Genomic DNA, 20,956 nt, shown 5'->3' with positions numbered 1-20,956 from the left:
CGACATCAAATCAAGATATGAGCGACGCTATTAAACACGAGTGCGGAATCGCACTAATTCGCCTGTTAAAACCCTTATCTTATTATCAGGAAAAATATGGTACGCCATTTTATGGCATCAACAAATTGTACCTATTAATGGAAAAACAGCACAACCGTGGACAAGACGGGGCTGGAATTGCAACCATTAAATTTGATGTTAAACCTGGAAATCGTTACATTTCGCGTTACAGAGCAATGGGCTCAACTGCTGTGGCAGACATATTCGAATATGTACAGAAAAAATTTGCTTCTGTTCAGAAAGCATTTCCGGAGGAGTCAAAAGATACGCAATGGTTAAAAGATAACGTAAGTTTTACGGGAGAAGTACTTTTAGGACATTTGCGCTATGGAACGCATGGAAAGAACAGTATCGAAAGCTGTCACCCATTTTTAAGACAAAACAATTGGATGTCTCGTAATTTGGTGGTAGCGGGTAACTTCAACATGACCAATGTGGACGAATTGTTGCAACAATTATATGAGTTGGGGCAACATCCAAAGGAAAAAGCGGACACCGTAACCGTTTTGGAAAAAATTGGCCATTTCTTAGATGATGAGAACCAAGATCTTTTCGATCAATTCAAAAAAGAAGGTCATTCTAATATTGAGATCAGTTCGCTGATTGCTAAAAATATTGATGTTACCAAAATATTGAAGCGTTCGGCCAAAACTTGGGATGGCGGTTACACCATCGCAGGTATCTTTGGTCATGGTGATGCTTTTGTTATGCGCGACCCAGCTGGTATCCGTCCGGCGTTTTATTATCAGGATGAGGAGATCCTGGTTGTAGCATCGGAAAGACCGGTCATCCAAACTGCATTCAATATTCCTATTGGTGCTGTGAAGGAAATTAAACCAGGCCATGCCCTGATCGCTAAAAAAGATGGTACAGTATCCCAAGAGATGTTTAGACAGCCCGTAGAACAACGTTCTTGTTCTTTCGAACGGATTTACTTCTCTCGTGGATCAGATGCTGATATCTATCAAGAACGTAAAGAATTAGGAAGATTACTGGTACCTCAGGTATTGGAATCTGTCAAAAATAACATCAAAAATACCGTATTCTCGTTTATTCCAAATACAGCTGAAGTATCGTACTATGGCCTAATGGATGGTATCAATGCTTACGTTCGGGATTTTCAAAAAGATACTTTATTGAATCGCTCAGAAAAAATTTCTGATGAAGAGTTAGATGAGATCTTGAGTATTAAACCTCGTTTTGAAAAACTCAACGTGAAGGACGCTAAACTGCGTACGTTCATTACGCAAGATGCGGACCGTACAGACATGGTACAGCACGTATATGATACAACTTACGGTATTGTAAAAGATCACGAAGATACGATCGTTGCCATTGATGACTCGATTGTTCGGGGAACAACATTGAAACAAAGTATTTTAACGATCTTGGATCGTTTGAATCCGAAAAAAATCGTGATTGTTTCATCTGCGCCTCAGATCCGTTACCCAGATTGTTATGGTATCGATATGTCACGTATGGGTGAGTTTGTCGCTTTCGAAGCCGCAATTAATCTCCTAAAACAACGTGGTATGGCACATATTATCGATGAAGTTTATCAAAAATGTGTGGTATCAATGACCCAAGATGTCAATGATATCGATAATTATGTCAAAGCCATTTATGCGCCTTTTACTGATGAAGAGATTTCGGAAGAAATCGCTCGTATTGTAAGACCTCACCACCTGAAAGCAGAGCTTGAAGTAATTTACCAAACTTTGGATAATTTACACAAAGCTTGTCCAGACCATAAGGGTGATTGGTATTTCTCCGGTGATTACCCAACACCTGGTGGAAACAAGGTTGTCAATAAAGCGTATATGAACTGGATTGAAGGAAAGAATGTAAGAGCATATTTCAGCAGCTAAGTTCAAAATTATAATAGGAAGGGATGCATTTATGCATCCCTTTTTTTTTATATTCGTACCAATTAATTTCAATATCCTAAATTAAAAAACCGATTAAAGCAAAGGGAATTACTGTCCGTAAATAAATCTATCATGAAGCACATTTTTAAGAGCCTCTATTTTCAAGTCATCGTGGGTATACTTGTAGGGATCATCTGTGGTATCTATTACCCCGATTTTGCTGTTAAGCTAAAACCATTAGGAGATGCTTTTATTAAACTGATCAAGATGGTTATTGCACCATTGATTTTTAGCTCAATTGTAATCGGTATAGCGGGAATGCAGGATACGAAAAAAGTGGGGAAAATCGGTTTAACTTCCATTATCTATTTCGAGATCATGACAACGATTGCCCTGATTATCGGTTTGGTCTTTGTTAATTGGATACAGCCGGGTACCGGGATGAATGCCGATCCAGCGAGTCTTGATGTATCTTCGGTATCCCATTATATTTCAGAATCCAAAGAGCCACATAGTTTTATGGATTTTATCATCGGGATCATTCCAGATAATGTGATTGCTGCGGTAGCTTCGGACAACATGTTGCAGGTACTCGTTTTTGCAGTGCTATTTGGGATCGGTATGACAAAAATAGGGCAGAAAGCTTCCGAGCCTGTGCTCAATGTATTGCAATCTTTTCTGAAGGTTCTCTTCTCCATTATCAAAATGATCATGTACCTGGCTCCAATTGGGGCAATGGGAGCAATGGGTTTTACGATCGGTAAGTTTGGAATCCAGGCCTTATCTAAACTCGGTATGTTGATGTTGAGCTTCTACCTGACCTGTTTTATCTTCGTGATCATCGTGATCGGGGCCGTATTGTATTTTTATCTCAAGGTGAATGTTTTTAAGTTTTTAAAATATATTAAGGAGGAAATTTTGATTGTATTGGGGACTTCCTCTTCCGAGTCGGCGTTGCCAGGTATCATGCAGAAGATGGAAGATGCGGGTTGTGCCAAGCCTGTTGTGGGCTTAGTTATCCCCACGGGCTATTCTTTCAATCTGGATGGGACAAGTATCTATTTGACTATGGCAGCGGTCTTTATTTCGCAGGCCCTCAATATGCATCTCAGCTTGGAGCAGGAAATTACCTTATTGTTGGTATTACTATTGACCTCCAAAGGTGCTGCAGGCGTAACAGGAAGTGGTTTCGTTACCCTTGCTGCGACCTTGCCTGTTGTTGGCCATGTACCGGTAGAATCTGTCGCTTTGATCTTTGGTGTAGATCGTTTTATGAGTGAAGCAAGGGCGATAACCAATTTGATCGGAAATTCAGCGGCAACGCTGGTGATTTCAAAATATGAAGACAGTTTGGACGAGGAGCTCCTACATGAAAAGTTAGGGTCTAAACGATGATTTCCGCAATCAAAAGCTAAGGATAAAAGACGCTTCACTCAACAAAGAAGGTGTTTGAGAAGTCAGCTCAAACCGTTTAAGAATAGCTGATAAGATTTAGTAAGAGGAATGCATATAATGAGGGAATACGTATAATCTGTGAGGGGAATACGTATTCATTATACAACAAATGGGCTATCCAATTTTGGATAGCCCATTTCTATTCAAGACCTTTCGGGGATCTATTAACTCTCTTTTTTTGTATTTTCTAAATCTTGTGTCAGATCGATGGCGCCAATTACTTTTTCTTCCAATAGCGCGAGTTTGATCACCTGCGACATTTCAGTCACATAGTGGAACTGCATGTCTTTGATATAATCTTCCTTGATCTCCAGGATGTCTTTCTCATTGGATTTACAAAGGATAATATCTTTGATGTTCGCGCGTTTTGCAGCAAGAATTTTCTCCTTAATACCGCCAACAGGTAATACTTTTCCACGTAAGGTAATTTCACCTGTCATAGCTAATTTCTCCTTCACTTTACGTTGGGTAAATAGCGATGTCAGTGCTGTGAGCATTGTTATACCAGCTGAAGGGCCATCCTTTGGGATAGCACCCGCAGGAACGTGAATATGGATGTCCCAGTGGTCGAAAACGCGGTAGTTAATGCCGAAATCCGAAGCGTGGGCTTTCAGGTAGGCTAGTGCAATCGACGCAGATTCCTTCATGACATCACCCAAATTACCTGTTAGGCTCAAACGTCCTTTTCCAGGGCTCAGCGAAGATTCTATAAATAAGATATCGCCACCTACGGAAGTCCAGGCCAAGCCCGTTACGACGCCGGCAACATTGTTATTTTCGTAGATGTCCTTGTCAAATATTGGAGCACCTAGGATATCGAGCAGATCTTGTTCGTTGATGCTCGGACTGTAATCCTTTTCCATGACAATGCGTGTTGCAATGCCACGTACCACGGAGCCGATCTTTTTTTCTAATCCGCGGACACCAGATTCACGTGTGTAATCCTCGATAATCTGTTCGATGATCTTAGCCTTTAGCGAAACATCTTTGGATGCCATTCCATGCATTTCGCGTTGTTTTGGCAAGAGGTGTTTTTTCGCGATTTCGATTTTCTCCTCGATGGTATAACCATTCACTTCGATAATTTCCATCCGATCCAATAACGCTGGTTGAATAGCGCTCAAAGAATTGGCCGTCGCAATAAACATCACTTTGGAAAGGTCAAATTCCATTTCGACATAATGATCATAGAAATGTGTGTTTTGTTCCGGATCTAATACCTCCAATAAGGCCGACGAAGGATCTCCTTTGAAGTCCGCGCTCATTTTATCGATTTCGTCCAAAATAAAAACCGGATTTGCTGCTCCTGCTTTTTTCAGGGACTGGATGATACGGCCCGGCATTGCGCCGATATAAGTTTTGCGGTGTCCTCTGATTTCTGCTTCATCGCGTACACCACCCAAGGCCATACGGGTATATTTACGCCCCAATGCTTTGGCAATAGATCTTCCCAAAGAGGTTTTACCGACTCCAGGAGGGCCTACTAAACAAAGAATAGGTGCTTTCATATCATTTTTTAATTTCAATACCGCAAGGTATTCAATGATACGTTTTTTTACTTTCTCAAGCCCATAATGATCTTTATCGAGCACTTTTTGTGCTTTGTTTAAATCAAAATTGTCTTTTGTTGTTTCATTCCAGGGTAGATCAAGTAGTAGCTCAAGGTAATTGAGCTGTACCGAATAATCTGCAGCCGCAGGATTGATACGCGATAGCTTTTCGAGTTCTTTTGTGAAATGTTTTTCTACATCAACATTCCATTTCTTTTTCTTACCCCGTTTTTTAAGCTCTTCCAGCTCAAGATCGGGCGTGTTTCCACCCAGCTCTTCCTGGATTGTTTTGAGCTGTTGGTTTAAGAAATAATCACGTTGTTGCTTGTCAAGGTCGACGCGTACTTTATTCTGAATCTGGTGCTTTAGTTCCAGCATCTGGATTTCTGTTGTCAGCAGCTCCAATAAAAGTTTGGCACGATTCTCTACTTTAGGTATTTGAAGTAGTTCCTGTTTTTTGATCATTTCGACATTGATATTCGACGAAATGAAGTTGATCAGAAACGAAGGGCTTTCAATATTTTTAATCGCGATACCAGCTTCACTAGGTAAGTTTGGCGAAAGCTGGATGATCTGCAGCGCCATTTCTTTTAAGGTAGAAATTGTCGCTTTAAAGTGCTTGGTCATCTTCGGCTTCGCTTCATTGAATTTCTCCACACGTGCCTTTAAATAAGGCTCAGTATCGACAATTTCCAACAAGTTGAACCGTTGTTTTCCCTGGATGATGACGGTGGTATTACCATCAGGCATTTGGAGTACTTTAATGATATGAGCTACGGTGCCCACTTTATTTAGTTCTTCAAATCCTGGGTCCTCTACAGTCATGTCCTTTTGAGAAACAACACCAATGGTCTTGCTGCCTTTATAGGCTTCTTTGACCAGTTTGATGGATTTATCTCTACCTACGGTAATCGGAATGACAACACCGGGGAATAATACGGTATTACGTAAAGGCAAAATAGACAATGCTTCTGGAATTTCAGCATTCGCCATATTATCTTCATCCTCTTGTGTAAGTAGGGGGAAGAATTCGGTATCCTCTGCAACGATTGGAATTGCTTGACTGAAATCAAAAGTTTCGAATTTGCTCATAGTATTTATTTTGTGTATTTGGCAGTCGCTGACATGTTGACGGCTGACTTTCAAATTTTAAGCTTCTATTATTGTTTCCCCTATATTGCAAGGGAAGTGCCAATTGCTAAAAGTGAGCAAAATTACAAATCTATTTTCTAGAATAGGAAAAAAAGGCAGGTTAAATAAAATTTATCTGCCATTTGTTGGAGAAATAGGCATAATAATTGTAATATTGGAATGTGAAAGGGCGACGATGGCAGTTTTTAAGTTTAAAGAAATCAATCGGATGCTTTTTTACAGATGTAGAAACGATCACAAGTGATCATTAAAGAGTGAATATAAAAACGTAACTATTTAGATATGAATTTAAAATCATTTAAATTGGGTTTGTTTACTGGGGTTTTTGCTTTAGTTGCTTTTAGCGCGAATGCACAACAACCTAAACAGGCTGAGCATAGCAACGCTAATGTGAGAATGGGGCAAAAAGCTCTTTTGGATGGTGATTTCAAGAATGCGGAGTCATACTTGACTAAAGCCCTCCCTCAAGAAGGGAAAGATCCGGATGTATTATATATGTTGGGATATTCTCAATTTCAAAATGGTGACTATAAAAAATCAGCTGAAACTTTTGGAAAAGTAGTTGCATTGAACGGTAAAAATGCAAATGCTTTATACTTCAAAGCGAAAGCAACAAACAATCTTGCTACTCAGGCCACAAATAAAACATCTGTTGCCAACAAAGAGCAGTTGTTGAAAGTTGCTATTGAGGATTATTCAAAAGCAATTGCCATTACGCCGACTGATTCGAAATTCTATCAAAATAGAGCGATCGCTAATCGCGATTTAGGTATCTTGATCGGAACGGAGGGCACGCCTAACTACAATAAGGCAATGGCAACTGACGCTTATAACAATGCAATCAAGGATTACGAAAAAGTGTTGAGCTTTGATGCATCGAAAAAAGATATCCAAACAGAAATCAAAAAAGCGAAAGTATATAGAGATAACTTGAAATAGTATCGCTATAAAAGCACAAAAAAAGGGAATGCCAATAGTATTCCCTTTTTTGTGCTTGTTGATTTTGTACCTATTGATTTGTGCCGGTTGAAATGTACTTATTGGAATGTAACAGTTGGTCACAAATGAGCTGCTTTTCATTTTAACGGGATCGCCTTTACCGTTTTTACTTTGATAAATTTCAAACGAAATACGCACTGAAACTGTTCTTTTCCTAAATCAAAATGAATATTATGGAAACGAATCGATTGTCAAAGGAAATGCAGCAAATTTTAATCAGTCAGATGACAAAAGAGGCTGAAGCTGCACAGATTTATTTGGCGTTGGGGGTATGGGCAGATGATCAGGGTTATGGCGGAATCGCCAATTTTCTGTATAGACATGCCCAGGAAGAGCGTAATCACATGACTAAAATTATGGGTTATATTCTGGAAAGAGGTGGCCGCCCCAGAATACAAGCTATTGCAGAGCCGCCAGCGGACCCGCAATCGCTGACCGAATGCTTTAATCGCGTTTTTAAACATGAAGTAGATAATACCGAAGCGATCTATAACATTGTCAATTTAGCGATGGCGGAGAAGGACTGGGCAACATGGAACTTTGCACAGTGGTTTGTTAAGGAGCAGATCGAGGAAGAGAAGTTAGCATTGGAATTGATGGATAAACTGAAAATCGCTGGTGGTGACCGCGCTTCAGATGAATCCTTGTTTGCGTTGGATTCCTCCTTGGAAGCCATGCCCGACGAAGTAGCCTTGGCAAGGGAAGCGACAGCAGATGACCCCAAATAATTATAAAATAAAAAATCGGGATCTTCAAGATCCCGATTTTTTATTTTGCCGTGTACTAATCTTAAACGATCTCACGATCGTTTATTACTACGCTTAATTTACTTGATGCTCAATGGCAGATACACACCGAAGGTGATATTTCTACCCATATTGTAGACACCAAAGCTCGTGTCTTCCTGTGAAAGACGTCCTGGGCGCAATCGGCTCAACGCATCGTAATAACGTTTGTTGGTCAAGTTTGAAGCTGCTGCAAACACTTTGAGCTGTTGCGATCCGAAATGTAATGTCGTACCGATTCCTGCGTTCAATAAAGTATACGAGTTTGCTGGCGTTTCGAAGGTCTCATCAATGCGGTTCTGTTTGAAATAATTGTCCAGCCCCACAGAAACGTAGAAAGCATTCAATCCGCTAATCTTGGGCTCAAGACGCAGTGTATTGTGTACAACGCCAGCTGGAATCAATGCCAAGGGTCTGTTAAAGGTATTGTTCTGTGCATGGGTATAACTAAACGTATTGTCCAGATGTATCCAGTTTAACAAATGAAAATTTAGGCTTCCTTCGACACCGTAAAGATTGGCGTTTACCTGGCCATAGCGATATACGTCGTAGGTGTGCGAATCGCCATCTTCACCTACCACGGTTTTCGTGTCGCCTTTTGTTGTTGAGGCATAGATAAAATTGTGGATATAGTTTTCATAGATTCCGATACTTCCTGTAACGATGCTATGTCCAAACTCGAGGGTTGCATCCGCTTGGTAACTTCTTTCAGGTTTTAGGTTTTCATTACCAACTTCATAGCGGTACGTTCCTTCGTGTACCCCGTTGGAACCTAATTCTGCCGGATTAGGCGCTCTAAAAGCCGAACCGGCATTCGCTTTGAAATTGAGGTCTTCGCTGAAAATATGTGTATATCCAAGCGCTCCGCTAACATTGCTGAAACTATTTTTAAAACCAGCGAACTGCTCTTCGTCTTCAATAAAGAGCTGCTTGCCTTTGTTATTGACGTAGTCATAGCGTAATCCAACGTTAAAGGTATTTTCGCCCCAGGTTTTCTTTGCATAGCCAAAAGCGCCCAATTCCAACTGATCATAGGCCGGAATTAAGAATTCAACACCTTTATTTAAACTGTGTTCCTGGCTAGCACTGATACCAAAGACATGTTGCCAGCCATTTTTTTCACTTAACGAATATTTTGCGTCAAGTGAATACGTATTCAAATCAAAGAATAAGGAAGGTGTTGCTTCTTCAAGCTCCCGACGTTGATTTTTTTGATAGCCCAGATCAAGTTTTAAACTACCGGAACCAATGATAAAGTTATTGTTGAGGGCCAGTTTGTAATGGCGGATATCCTGTTTTGGGAAATCTAAGGTACGGCTTTTTGAGTTTATGTAAAGCGGGTCACCAAGTTCGGCATCGTAAAAGCCGATATTATTTTTAAGGTATGAAAAATTCAAATGAGAGTAGCCCCATTGCTTGTTTAGCCCGAGCATACCACTAAAATTACTGTTGTTAAAACCACTATTGCCATATCGGCCTGCGGGCGTATTATAAGAATAGGCGTTTTGATAAGAACCACGCCCACGCCATACGAAGCCATTCTCATTACCGGTAAGCATAACCGAACTATTAGTTAGTCCGTTGTTGGTGGAGTAGCTGCTCAATACTTCACCTTTAATTTGCCCAGCTGTAGGAACATTTGGTTCAAGCACATTGATTACGCCGCCAATAGCATCAGATCCGTACATCAAGGAAGCGGCACCACGCAGGACCTCCACACGATCCGGTTGATTTTGGTCGATTTCAATACCATGTTCGTCACCCCATTGCTGTCCCATCTGTTTGACACCATCGCTCACCGTGACGACACGATTATAACCGAGTCCCCGTATAACAGGTTTTGAAATGCCTTGTCCCGTTGTGATCTGGCTTAGTCCGGGAACTTGTCGGGCAAGAGCATCAATAAGATTCGTTGCATTTCCCTGCAGTTCATCTTTGGAGATTACAGCAACCGAGGTACTGTTGCGCCGGCTCTGTGAAGTGACCAATGTACCTGTAACGACGACTTCATTGGTTTCAATAATACTTTCGGTTAGGGCGAAATCAAGGGAAAGATTTTCCGAAGTTAGATCGACGGTCTTGACAACGGACTGATAGCCCAAGAAACGGACCTCAACCAGGTAGCGTCCACTTGAAGGAAGTGATTTAAAGCTATAATGACCTTGTTGGTCTGATGCGGTGCTCGAACGAAGCTGTTGCAGTGATATTGTAGCACCAGCAATGGGAAGATTCGTTTTTGCATCTGTTACTTTACCGCTGATTGTTGCGGCGAGAGCTGGAAATATGGAGAAATAGGAGACAAGCATAAAAATGCAGCCTATAATTTTAAGTTTCATTTGTACGAATAATTTTTACGTATATATAACATCAAGGATAACAGCAGCCCAATAATTCATCGTATGAATTCTTGAGATTGTCGAGTTCTAAAAACTTTTATGAAGTCGTTTGTCGCAATAATGAGAAGAATATAGGAGTGACATTATTGGACTTATGTAAAAATTAAGCGATGGGGGGACCGCGATTGCCAGAAAGCAGTGATCGAATAATTTGATCTCCTGTGATAAACAGGCCAAATTCGACCTGACGTGTCGGGAGTATTAATTCGCGTAGCGTAAAATGAAAAACAATTTGTGGATGTGAATTTTGATCACAGATGGAACACTTCGGATGGTCTGCATGGTGTTTTTTTGCAGGACTGTCTACGATACTGAGTGCAGTTTGCGGATGCGCATGGGTATACACAATGAACTGACCAATTAAGAAGGTCATTAAGAGCATTAATGCTGCGAATTTGTTCAATGAGATATCTTTCACGCTGAAATCACTACGTTTAAACCCATTTATCCGTTGAGTAATTTTGTTAATCTGGTCAAAGATAAGGAAAATAAAATATAAAGCAATTGTGTTGCATTTATTATTGTTGTGACATTGCATAAATGTCCGCTTAAAAGATAAACTGAATTTACAAAAAAGCCCTCAAAAATGGATGCTATTCTTGAGGGCGCTGTGTATGGTACTGATCAGGCGGTCTATTTTTTGGAAGGAATAAACTTGCCTTCAATTTCGTATTGATTGGCATCCAAACCTTGGACATCCTGCAGTTTGACAATTCGATACAGCGAGTCGCTGTAATAGTCTAATTTTTCTTGACTATCGTATAAGGTATTTGTTATCTTTTTATCGATATGGATGTGTTTTACCTTTTCGTTTTTGTCAAACTCGATGCGCAGTTTCTGTATCTGCAGTTCTTTCTTTTTAGCTGTAAATTCTGTTACACAGTCTACAGCTTTGATTTCATACAGTGATGGATCGAAGTTTTTGCTGATATCGGCAGCTTGAAAAGCGGAGAGTTCATTTTTCCAGCTGCCAATTTTTAGTTCGCGTTGTTCTTTCTCACCGTCTTTGCTGACAGATTTCAGAACCGCGGGATTGAGCTGCTGCAAGCGATTGACTTCGGCATTAAAAAACGAATCGACAGAAAATATAGCTGTAGATTTTTGTGTTTTTTTTGTTGCGGATGGAGATCCACAGCTCCAAAAAAGCAGAGCACTGCCCATAAGAAGGGAAAGTGCTCTGCTGCTATTTTTAAGTAAATTATTATTCTGATACCAATACATTTCCTGTCATTTCAACGGGGATATTGACGCCTAAAAGTTGTAAGACGGTTGGGGCAATATCACCTAATTTACCATCTGCTATTTTCTTATACTGATCGTCAATTAAGATACACGGAACCAAATTGGTTGTGTGTGCCGTATTTGGCGATCCATCTTCATTGACCATAAACTCGGAGTTACCATGATCGGCCAAAATAATAAAGGAGTAACCATTTTTAAGGCCTGTTTCAACAACCGTTTTTGTACATTGATCAACTGTTTCTACCGCTTTTATGACAGCTTCAAAAACACCTGTGTGACCTACCATGTCTGGGTTTGCAAAATTCAGACAGATAAAATCTGGTTGAAGGGTCTCCATATCGTTGACGATAGCTTCTGTAATTCCTTTGGCAGACATCTCCGGTTGAAGATCGTAAGTCGCTACTTTTGGGGAGGGAACCAACAAGCGGTTTTCACCTTCAAACTGTTGTTCACGACCTCCTGAAAAGAAAAATGTCACGTGCGGATATTTCTCTGTTTCGGCAATACGCGTTTGTGTTTTATGGTTTGCTTCCAACACTTCACCCAAAGTATTGGACAAGTTGTCTTTTTGGAAAACAACTCTGACATTTTGAAATGTTTCATCGTAAGAAGTCATAGTCACATAATATAGATCCAATGGTTGTAGATCATATTCCGGAAATGCCTTTTGTGTCAACGCGATTGTAATCTCGCGGCCACGATCTGTTCTGAAGTTGTAACAGAATACAACATCACCTTCCTGGATTGTTGCCACTGGCGCACCATTTGCGTCTACCAATGCAATTGGTTTCACAAACTCATCGGTTACACCTTCGTCGTATGATTTTTGGATCGATGCAACAAGGTCATTGGATTTTTCACCTTCCGCTTTTACTAAAAGATCGTAGGCTAATTTTACACGTTCCCATCTGTTATCGCGGTCCATTGCATAATATCGGCCGATTGCAGAGGCAAAAGTACCTGTTGTCGTCTTTAAATAGTCTTGTAAGTCCCTAACATAACCAATGCCGGAGTTTGGATCCGTATCACGGCCATCTAAAAATGCATGTATAAAAACTTGGTCACTTGTCAAGCCGGCATGTTTTGCAGCATCACATAAGCCTTTTAAATGCTTTGTATGTGCGTGTACACCACCATCAGAAAGTAATCCGATTAAATGTACCTTTTTGTTATTTTCCAATGCATATTTAAATGCGTCTTGAATAATAGGATCCGAATTGAATACGCCGTCATTGACAGCTTTGTGAATACGACCCAATTCTTGGTAGACGATTCTTCCGGCGCCAAGATTCATGTGACCAACCTCCGAGTTACCCATTTGTCCAGCAGGTAAACCTACAGCTTCACCAGAGGCCTCTAAGCTCGAGTTTGGATAAGCTTCTAATAAATGATCTAAAAATGGGGTGTTTGCAGCTTCAACTGCATTTGATTTATCATGTTTTCCATATCCTAGTCCGTCTAGGATCATGAGTGCAACTTTTTTCTTATTCATCGTATAACAAAGATAATCTTAATTTTAGAATCTATCAACGCATCTTAAAAAGTTCCCTTGTTAATCCCTAATAATTTTATAGGTTTGTGGCATAGTTTATGTTTGGTTAAAAAGCGGAACTACCTAATGATTGATATTGATGATAGAAGCTGTTCTATAATATGTTGAGCTATATGAAATTTTTAAGCTATTGCGCATTTATACTTATTAATAGTCTTTTTGTACACACTGCGGCCTTCGGGCATTATTTAAGAGAAGTGAATACAGCGGTAAAGGTAGCTTTGCCAGGTGATGATGATTCTTTAGGAAGTATTTCAGAAGAACTGAAATCGTATTTGAAAGAAGGTAATGCAAAAAATATGGCCAAGTATTTCGGTTCAAACTTAACCTTATCTATTTTGGGGGAGAATGGCGTCTATACAAAGTATCAGTCAGAAATCATGTTGGCGGCATTTTTTAATCAGCATAAACCCAAGACTGTTAAATTGACGCAAGCCAGCAATGCGAACAATGGCTATCAATATTTTACATTTACATTAGCTACAGAACAAACAAACTATCGTGTCTTTATTAAGATCGGCGTAGGAAATAATAACCAATCTATTGAAGAGCTAAGAATCGACAAAAATTAAAGCTAGCGATGCTTTTTTTATAAATCTATTTTTCGATTAAAAAATTATTCCACATCTTAGCCCAATAAATAGTATTTATGGAGAAGGAAATCAAGGACTATCTGGCCCATTTTGTAAAACAGGCTGTCGCGGAGGATTTGGGCGATGGAGATCATACCTCACTTTCTACGATTGAGACTGGGGCACAAGGTGAAGCCAAATTGATTGTTAAGGATAATGGTATTTTAGCAGGGGTTGAAGTCGCTCAGGCGATTATTGCTTATATTGACGATACGTTGGCCTGTGAGGTGTTTATCCAGGATGGAAGTCAGGTTAAAGTAGGTGACATTGCTTTTTATGTGAGGGGAAATATCCAAAGTATTTTGCTGGCAGAGCGTTTGGTGCTGAATGTCATGCAGCGTATGAGTGGCATTGCGACAACTACCCGAAAATATGTAGACCTTCTCAAAGGTACAGATACGAAAGTTTTGGATACACGGAAAACCACCCCCTTATTGCGTGTATTGGAGAAAGAGGCCGTTCGTATAGGAGGTGGAACCAATCATCGTTTTGGTCTTTTTGATATGATTTTAATTAAGGACAATCATGTGGACTATAGTGGCGGTATTGTACCGGCTCTAAAGCGCGCAAATGATTACAGAAAGAACCTAAATAAACCAATAGAAATAGAAATTGAAGTCCGAAATTTTGCGGAGCTTGATGAAGTTCTTAACTTTGGCGAAGTGGACCGAATCATGTTAGATAATTTTTCGCCGCAGGATGTAGCCAAAGCTGTTCAGATTATTGACCATCGATTCAAGACAGAGGCCTCTGGGGGAATAACTTTCGACACGATCCGATCGTATGCGGAGGCTGGGGTAGATTATATTTCAGTAGGTGCTTTGACACACAGTGTAAGGAGCCTGGATCTTAGTCTGAAGGCCAAATTAATATAAGAACTGATTTAATTAATGATATCAATTTATTTAGTAACTGCAGTATTACTAGCTTATTTGTTTGGATCCATACCTACAGCAGTTTGGTTGGGACAGGCATTTTATGGGGTAGATGTTCGTGAGTATGGTAGCGGTAATGCTGGGGCGACTAACACCTTTCGCGTATTGGGCCCTAAAGCGGGATCGATCGTGATGTTTGTAGATATATTTAAAGGCTGGACAGCAACAAACCTGGCTTATTTAATAGAACTGGGGCAAAATACGAGCGATGTCCAATTTGTCAACTTTCAGCTGGCACTTGGCGTTATTGCGGTATTGGGGCATTTGTTTCCTGTATTTGCAGGGTTTAGAGGTGGAAAAGGGGTGGCAACCCTGTGTGGTATGATCCTCGCTATACATACGCCTGCCGCTTTAGTTTGTGTTTCAGTGTTTATCATCATCCTGCTGACAACACATTATGTTTCGCTCGGTTCCATTTCAGCAGGTTTTGCATTTCCTTTTAGTTTGGCCTTTATTTTTAAAACAACCATACCTTCTGTGCTGCTTTATGGGATAGCCATCTGTATCCTGTTGTTAATTACCCACCAAAAGAATATAGAGCGTCTGTTAAAGGGACATGAATCCAAGATTTATCTCTTTAAGAAAAAGCCGAAGGAAAAAGAATAGGCACAATAATTGCATCCGCTATAACGTATTTAATAATTTATTGTGAAATATCCATGTTGGAAAAGCTGAAAGCCGATCACCATCGCTCGGATATTCCATATGGCCATTGAAAGAAAATATATACATATGAAAGGAGTGTTTAAGTATTCGGCTATGGTATTAGCGTGTGTAACACTGGCATCGGGGTTGTCAGGTTGCGCAACTTCAGCTGTTACGGGTAAAAAATATTTGAAATTGGTCAGCGCAGATCAAGTGAACCAACAAGCTGCATTGGCTTATAAAGATTTCTTATCGAAAAATAATGCTAAAGTAGTAACCGGAACTGCAGATGCAGCCATGGTGAAACGCGTTGGTAACAAGCTTGCAACTGCGGTTAACCAGTATTTGCAAAGTACAGGCCGCGCAAATCAGTTTAACTTCAACTGGGAGTTTAATCTGGTGAAGAGCGATGATGTGAATGCATGGTGTATGCCTGGAGGTAAAGTTGCGGTATATACCGGAATATTGCCGGTAACACGTACAGAAGCGGGGTTAGCAACCGTTATGGGGCACGAGATCGCACATGCTATTGAGGAGCATTCTGTAGCTCAGGCTTCGAATCAGATTGCTTTACAGCTGGGAGGACAGATTTTAGGTTCAGCTGCAGGGGTATCTGGAAACAGTACGCTTGGTGTTTTTAACAATCTGTATGGTTTAGGTGGAAACCTGGCGCAATTGAAATTTTCAAGAAGCGATGAATCTGATGCGGATGCAGCAGGCTTGATTATTATGGCTTTGGCAGGTTATAATCCAAATGAGGCTGTAGACTTCTGGAAACGTATGGCATCGGGTAGTCAGAAAGGGCAGCCTGAGTTTTTGAGTACGCACCCGAGTGATGAGCGACGGATTGCGGATATTCAGAGATTGATTCCAAACGCGATGAAATATTATAAAAAATAAAGAGTCAATACAATTGAAAAAGCGGAGTATGCACCTAGCATACTCCGCTTTTTTTATAAGCCTTATTTACGAAAGTATTATACGCCCGCAAAAGCATCACTAATGCCGAGCACGACACCAACGACTAGCCCCATAAAATTAAAGGCGATGGTGATGATAACCATAATGCCAATAAATTTGTAATGCTTTTTGAGGGCATCTAAGCATAATTCGAGTTGAATGCTGTCGCGATTTTCTATTGCTTTTTTTGCTTTAGATCCAAAATTATAGAGGTAATAGATGGGAAGGCAGAAGAAAGCAAGAAACAGGAGGTAAAGTACACCGAATGTGGATAAAGCCCCTGCTGTTACATATTCGTCGGCCCCAAGTGATAATGCACTGGCTCCGAAGATTAGACTGACCATGGTTATGGCAGAAATGCCGATGAAAATAAAACAGACAATGGCCAAAAAATTGGCCCATTTGGCCGCTGAAGCCAAGAAGGAGAGTCCTGCCGGAGACAATTTAATGTCTGCAGGTTCTTGAAAAGAAGAATTTTGAATACCGTCTTCCATGAAGCATAAATTATTAGGTGCGCGAATTTCTGAAAAGTTCTCGGCTTTTGAAACATTTTTTATATAAACCATCACGTCTATACAATCGTTTTGATTTTTTCGATCAGAATAGGTTACAGTGGCTCAAATTCGACAAGAAACTGAGTTGTTTAATAAAAGTCTCGATTGAAAGGAAATTAGTTAAAAATTTTTAAAAAGTTAAATTCCGATTGGAAGAATGTTGTTACAAAAGATTTTTGCGGATTTGATGTGGAAAATTATTTTAGAACAGTTTGTGCGGAGGGGGATGCTGGTTTAAAACATGTTACAACGTTTTTTTTGCTGAGAAATTGTATGTTAATATAGTAATTTTCGTGTGTATTTCATGAAGTATGTGTGGTTTAGTGTGTTAAGTTTATATTAAGTCCTTTGTAATTTGAAATCTCTTAGTAATTTTGCTTAACATTTTTTAACAAATCACATTATATGAAAAGATCTTTACTCTTTTTCGCTCTTGTTATGGCCAGCTATGGTGCTGTACAAGCTCAGGTTACGACAAGTAGCGTTACAGGTATTGTAAAAGAAGCAAACGGCAGTGTAACTTCGGGAGCAACAATTAAGGCAACGCATGTGCCATCAGGAACGGTTTATTCTGGATCCTCGAATGCTGCAGGTCGTTTTAACCTACCAGCGATGCGTGTCGGTGGACCTTACAAAATTGAAGTAACCTATGTTGGACAAAATCCTATTGTTTATAATGATGTTTATATACAATTAGGTCAGCCTTATGTCTTAAATAGTACTTTTGGAAGTAATGAGACAGTTTTAGATGAGGTCACAGTAACTAGAACAGGCGGTTCTAAAAACTTGAAGACTGGTGCTGAAACCTCTATTTCAAGAAAACAGATGGAAAATTTACCAACTGTTTCTCGTTCAATTGAAGATTTTACTAGATTGACTCCGCAAGCAGATGTGAAAGGACAGTCTGTTTCAATTGGCGGTATGAATAATAGATTCAATCAGTTCACTATTGATGGAGCTGTTACTAATGATGTGTTTGGTCTTAACGCAAATGGTTTGAACGGTGGTGGTAGTGGTACAAATCCAATATCGTTAGATGCTATCGAACAGATGTCCGTTCAAGTTGCACCGTTCGATGTTCGCTCTAGTGGATTTGCTGGAGGTGGTATTTCCGCAGTAACAAAATCAGGTACAAATCAATTTCAGGGCTCGGTTTATCATTATTTCAGAAATCAAGATTTTACTGGAAAAACCCCAAAATCTTTGGTTAAAGATGGTGAAGAGAGAACTAAATTGGCAAACTTTTCTGAAAAAACATACGGTGTGCGTTTAGGAGGACCTATTGTTAAGGATAAGTTATTTTTCTTTGTAAATTACGAACATACGAAAAATAATACGCCAGAAAATTATCCTGTAGGATCCTCAAGTTCTAATCTATTAGATGCTGATGCTAAACGTATTTATGATATTGCATTAAGTAAATATAATTACGATGCTGGTTCATATACAGACTTAGCAGATGAAAATACATCTAATAAAGTAATGACGCGTTTGGATTGGAATATCAATGAAAAAAATAAACTTTCTTTGAGATACAATTATGTGGATGGCGTTGATGTAAGCAATACTAGAACACAATCTTCTTTGACTTTTGGTAATGGTGCTATATTAAAGGATTTTAAGTCAAATACTCTTACTTTAGAATTAAGCAGCCGTATAAATAATTCATTGGCTAATAGCTTTATTGCAGGATATAGTCGCGTAAGAGATGCACGAAACTATAAAGGTCAGTTATTTCCAAATGTTCGTATAAATGTTCCTAGACAAGTGGAGGTCAATGGAAAATTAACGACTGTGACGGGAACCTACTACTTAGGTGTTGACCCATTCACTAATATTAATCAATTGGATCAAGATGTTTATACTTTGTCCAATAACTTAACTTGGTATAAGGGATTACATACATTAACCTTCGGTACGCACAATGAGTTCTATAAAATGTACAATGCATATACAGGGAATTCAAATGGCGCATTTGTATTTAGTGATTCCAAAGCAGCTGATATAAATCCGGCTACCGGAAAAGCATATACAGCGATCGAAAACTTTGAGCGTGGAATGGCTAATAGTATGCAATATGGTTATAGCAACACGGATGATCCACGTCAAGGCGCCAAGTTTAATGCTGTACAGTTAGGTTTTTATGCTCAAGATGAATTTCAAATGCAGGATAATTTGAAAATTACTGCAGGGGTTCGTGTGGATATTCCAATATATTTGGATAAACCAATGGAAAATACTGACTTTAACAATTCGATTTTGGCAAAGCAGTATAATGTACAAACCAATCGTATGCCAAGCCCAGCGTTGATGTTCTCACCTCGAATTGGATTCAACTGGGATGTGAATAGAGATCGTTCAACCATTGTACGTGGGGGAATGGGAATATTTACTTCTAGGGTTCCTTTTGTTTGGGCGGCAGGTGCATTTACCCAAAGTGGTGCATTATTGGGTGGTAATAGTCTCGGTAATGGTACAGATGCAAATGTTCCATTTATCAGTGACGTTAACAAGTTGCCTAAATATAGTGGAGCTGTAACACCATCCGGAAATATTACAGTACTTGATAAGAATTTGAAATTGCCTCAAATCGCGCGTTTCTCAGGAGGAGTTGATCAAGTATTACCGTATGGAATTAAGGGTACTTTAGAGTTCATTTACTCGAAAAATTTGAGTGCATTTAACTTTAGAGATTTAAACTTAGAACGTCCGATCGGAACCTTAGAAGGAGCTGATAATCGTTTAGTTTATGATGCGAATAATAATAACCGCCGTGTATTGGATAATTATACGGAAGTTATTTATGTAAATAATGTAAATAAAGGTTATTCATGGTCCACAACGGCTTCTTTGGCAAAAAGTTTCTTATTTGGCTTGGATGCATCAGTAGCATATACTTATACTGCTGCAAAAGATTTAATCTCTGGTACATCGTCCCAAAATCAGTCAAATTGGTATAGAGTAGCTTCTGTAAATGGTTCAAACAACGTAACCCTTGCGAATAACCCATTTAGTACAGGAAGTCGAGTTATCGGATTTTTATCTTTCTCGAAAGAATACCTTAAACATTTAGGTACATCAATATCTCTTGTTTATACAGGCCAATCTGGTGCAAGATTTTCTTATTTAGCTGGAGGTAACTTAACTGGCTATGCAACTTCATCTAGCAATCAGTACAACTTAATGTACATTCCTAGGGATCAGTCTGAAATTACTTTTGTTCAAAATGGAGATCAGACTCCACAGCAACAATGGGAAGCTTTGAATGGATTTATCGAATCAAATGATTATTTAAAATCCAGAAGAGGTCAATATGCAGAAAGAAATGGCGCTAGATCACCATTTTCTCATAAGTTTGATTTGAAAATTGTGCAAGATTTGTTTACCAACATCGGAAACACTAAAAACAAACTTCAGCTTTCGGTTGATATCATGAACGTTGGTAACTTGTTAAATGGCAATTGGGGTAAACAATATACTGGGGCAGGAAGTTTCTGGGACAATAGTTTTATACCTGTTACATTTGCGGGATATGAAGGAACTACAAAGAAACCTACTTACAGGTTGTCTAATATAAATAATAATGTACCTTATTATGTGCAAGACATATATTCAAGATGGTCTGCACAAGTGGGAATTCGTTATATCTTCAACTAGTCTGAATAACCCATTTAAGAGAAAGAGGTCGCTGTAACTAATATGGCGACCTCTTTTTTTATATCCATTTAGTTCTCTTCTCTTTTGAATTTATATTTTATCTTCTAATTGTAAATTGATTACGCAAAATCAAAATAGGTATTAAGTATCTCGAATAATTCGCTTGATAAAAATAAAAGATAATCACAGGTTACAAGTTTCTCTAGATATTATCAATGCTGGTAACGTGTTGAATAGCAAATAGGGGGTACGAAAATACCTAATATTACCAACCTAATGCAATATCAGGGTGTGGCTAACAATAAGCCTACTTATACTATTAACCAAAATCTTAAAGAGCAGACTTTCAGAAATAATACAGGTATTGATTCCAGATACTCAATGCAGTTAGGTATTCACTATATCTTTAATTAATGATAGGCTAACTACATTAAAAACTCGAAAAGCCGATCGATTTGATCGGCTTTTTTATTTAATAATAGACAGTATTTTAGAGAGTATCGCAATCCATTTT

The 20,956-nt window shown here is 39.3% G+C and carries 15 protein-coding genes; 9 read left to right on the top strand and 6 right to left on the bottom strand.

Features of this window, described 5'->3' with window-relative positions; genetic code table 11:
* The first annotated feature begins 17 nt into the window (after nt 1–17).
* Nucleotides 18–1,928 (top strand): class II glutamine amidotransferase, encoded by a 1,911-nt coding sequence (locus GVK91_RS24125; RefSeq protein ID WP_153845171.1) that lies wholly within the window; start codon nt 18–20, stop codon nt 1,926–1,928.
* Between the two features lie 132 nt (nt 1,929–2,060).
* Nucleotides 2,061–3,323, top strand: coding sequence for a C4-dicarboxylate transporter DctA (gene dctA, locus GVK91_RS24120; RefSeq protein WP_220801672.1), 1,263 nt, complete (start codon nt 2,061–2,063; stop codon nt 3,321–3,323).
* Nucleotides 3,324–3,547: 224 nt separating this feature from the next.
* Here dctA and lon read toward each other — a convergent pair whose 3' ends face one another.
* Complete coding sequence (gene lon / locus GVK91_RS24115) at nt 3,548–6,025, bottom strand: endopeptidase La (RefSeq protein WP_159731696.1); 2,478 nt, start codon at nt 6,023–6,025, stop codon at nt 3,548–3,550.
* A 342-nt stretch (nt 6,026–6,367) separates the two neighbouring features.
* On the opposite strand from lon, the gene GVK91_RS24110 reads away from it, so the two are divergent.
* Both GVK91_RS24110 and GVK91_RS24105 read left to right on the top strand, forming a co-directional pair.
* The gene (locus tag GVK91_RS24110) at nt 6,368–7,024 is read left to right on the top strand and encodes a tetratricopeptide repeat protein (RefSeq protein WP_070563675.1); all 657 of its coding nucleotides are present in this window, start codon (nt 6,368–6,370) and stop codon (nt 7,022–7,024) included.
* A gap of 233 nt (nt 7,025–7,257) precedes the next feature.
* Nucleotides 7,258–7,812, top strand: coding sequence for a ferritin (locus tag GVK91_RS24105; protein ID WP_153845174.1), 555 nt, complete (start codon nt 7,258–7,260; stop codon nt 7,810–7,812).
* 98 nt (nt 7,813–7,910) lie between these two features.
* On the opposite strand, the gene GVK91_RS24100 is transcribed toward GVK91_RS24105, so the two are convergent.
* The 4 genes from GVK91_RS24100 to gpmI form a co-directional block, all read right to left on the bottom strand.
* Nucleotides 7,911–10,205, bottom strand: a complete 2,295-nt coding sequence (locus GVK91_RS24100) for a TonB-dependent receptor (protein ID WP_159731694.1) — start codon at nt 10,203–10,205, stop codon at nt 7,911–7,913.
* 163 nt (nt 10,206–10,368) lie between these two features.
* Nucleotides 10,369–10,683: a hypothetical protein gene (locus GVK91_RS24095; protein ID WP_159731691.1), complete on the bottom strand. Its 315-nt coding sequence runs from the start codon at nt 10,681–10,683 to the stop codon at nt 10,369–10,371.
* A gap of 215 nt (nt 10,684–10,898) precedes the next feature.
* The gene (locus GVK91_RS24090; protein ID WP_159731689.1) at nt 10,899–11,486 is read right to left on the bottom strand and encodes a hypothetical protein; all 588 of its coding nucleotides are present in this window, start codon (nt 11,484–11,486) and stop codon (nt 10,899–10,901) included.
* Nucleotides 11,467–12,999 carry a 2,3-bisphosphoglycerate-independent phosphoglycerate mutase gene (gpmI, locus tag GVK91_RS24085; RefSeq protein WP_159731687.1) on the bottom strand — a complete coding sequence of 511 codons (1,533 nt, stop codon included), beginning with the start codon at nt 12,997–12,999 and terminating at the stop codon, nt 11,467–11,469. The genes GVK91_RS24090 and gpmI overlap by 20 nt, the downstream gene beginning before the upstream one ends.
* A gap of 173 nt (nt 13,000–13,172) precedes the next feature.
* On the opposite strand from gpmI, the gene GVK91_RS24080 reads away from it, so the two are divergent.
* The 4 genes from GVK91_RS24080 (at nt 13,173) to GVK91_RS24065 (ending at nt 16,171) form a co-directional block, all read left to right on the top strand.
* Nucleotides 13,173–13,631 carry a DUF4783 domain-containing protein gene (locus GVK91_RS24080; protein ID WP_159731685.1) on the top strand — a complete coding sequence of 153 codons (459 nt, stop codon included), beginning with the start codon at nt 13,173–13,175 and terminating at the stop codon, nt 13,629–13,631.
* A 77-nt stretch (nt 13,632–13,708) separates the two neighbouring features.
* Nucleotides 13,709–14,566 (top strand): carboxylating nicotinate-nucleotide diphosphorylase, encoded by an 858-nt coding sequence (nadC, locus tag GVK91_RS24075; protein WP_120336251.1) that lies wholly within the window; start codon nt 13,709–13,711, stop codon nt 14,564–14,566.
* A 15-nt stretch (nt 14,567–14,581) separates the two neighbouring features.
* The gene (gene plsY, locus GVK91_RS24070) at nt 14,582–15,232 is read left to right on the top strand and encodes a glycerol-3-phosphate 1-O-acyltransferase PlsY (RefSeq protein ID WP_075993893.1); all 651 of its coding nucleotides are present in this window, start codon (nt 14,582–14,584) and stop codon (nt 15,230–15,232) included.
* A 126-nt stretch (nt 15,233–15,358) separates the two neighbouring features.
* Nucleotides 15,359–16,171 (top strand): M48 family metallopeptidase, encoded by an 813-nt coding sequence (locus GVK91_RS24065; protein ID WP_159731683.1) that lies wholly within the window; start codon nt 15,359–15,361, stop codon nt 16,169–16,171.
* Between the two features lie 77 nt (nt 16,172–16,248).
* Here GVK91_RS24065 and GVK91_RS24060 read toward each other — a convergent pair whose 3' ends face one another.
* Nucleotides 16,249–16,725: a hypothetical protein gene (locus GVK91_RS24060; protein ID WP_159731681.1), complete on the bottom strand. Its 477-nt coding sequence runs from the start codon at nt 16,723–16,725 to the stop codon at nt 16,249–16,251.
* Between the two features lie 465 nt (nt 16,726–17,190).
* Between GVK91_RS24060 and GVK91_RS24055 the strand changes: the two genes are divergently transcribed.
* Entirely contained in the window at nt 17,191–20,442 is a 3,252-nt protein-coding gene (locus GVK91_RS24055; protein ID WP_159731679.1) for a carboxypeptidase regulatory-like domain-containing protein, read from the top strand.
* Nucleotides 20,443–20,956: the final 514 nt, after the last annotated feature.

The organism is Sphingobacterium sp. 18053, from assembly GCF_902706145.1.
Classification (GTDB): domain Bacteria; phylum Bacteroidota; class Bacteroidia; order Sphingobacteriales; family Sphingobacteriaceae; genus Sphingobacterium; species Sphingobacterium paramultivorum.
The sequence above is the reverse complement of the archived record's forward strand: the minus strand, read 5'-3'. Positions and strand labels throughout refer to the sequence as shown.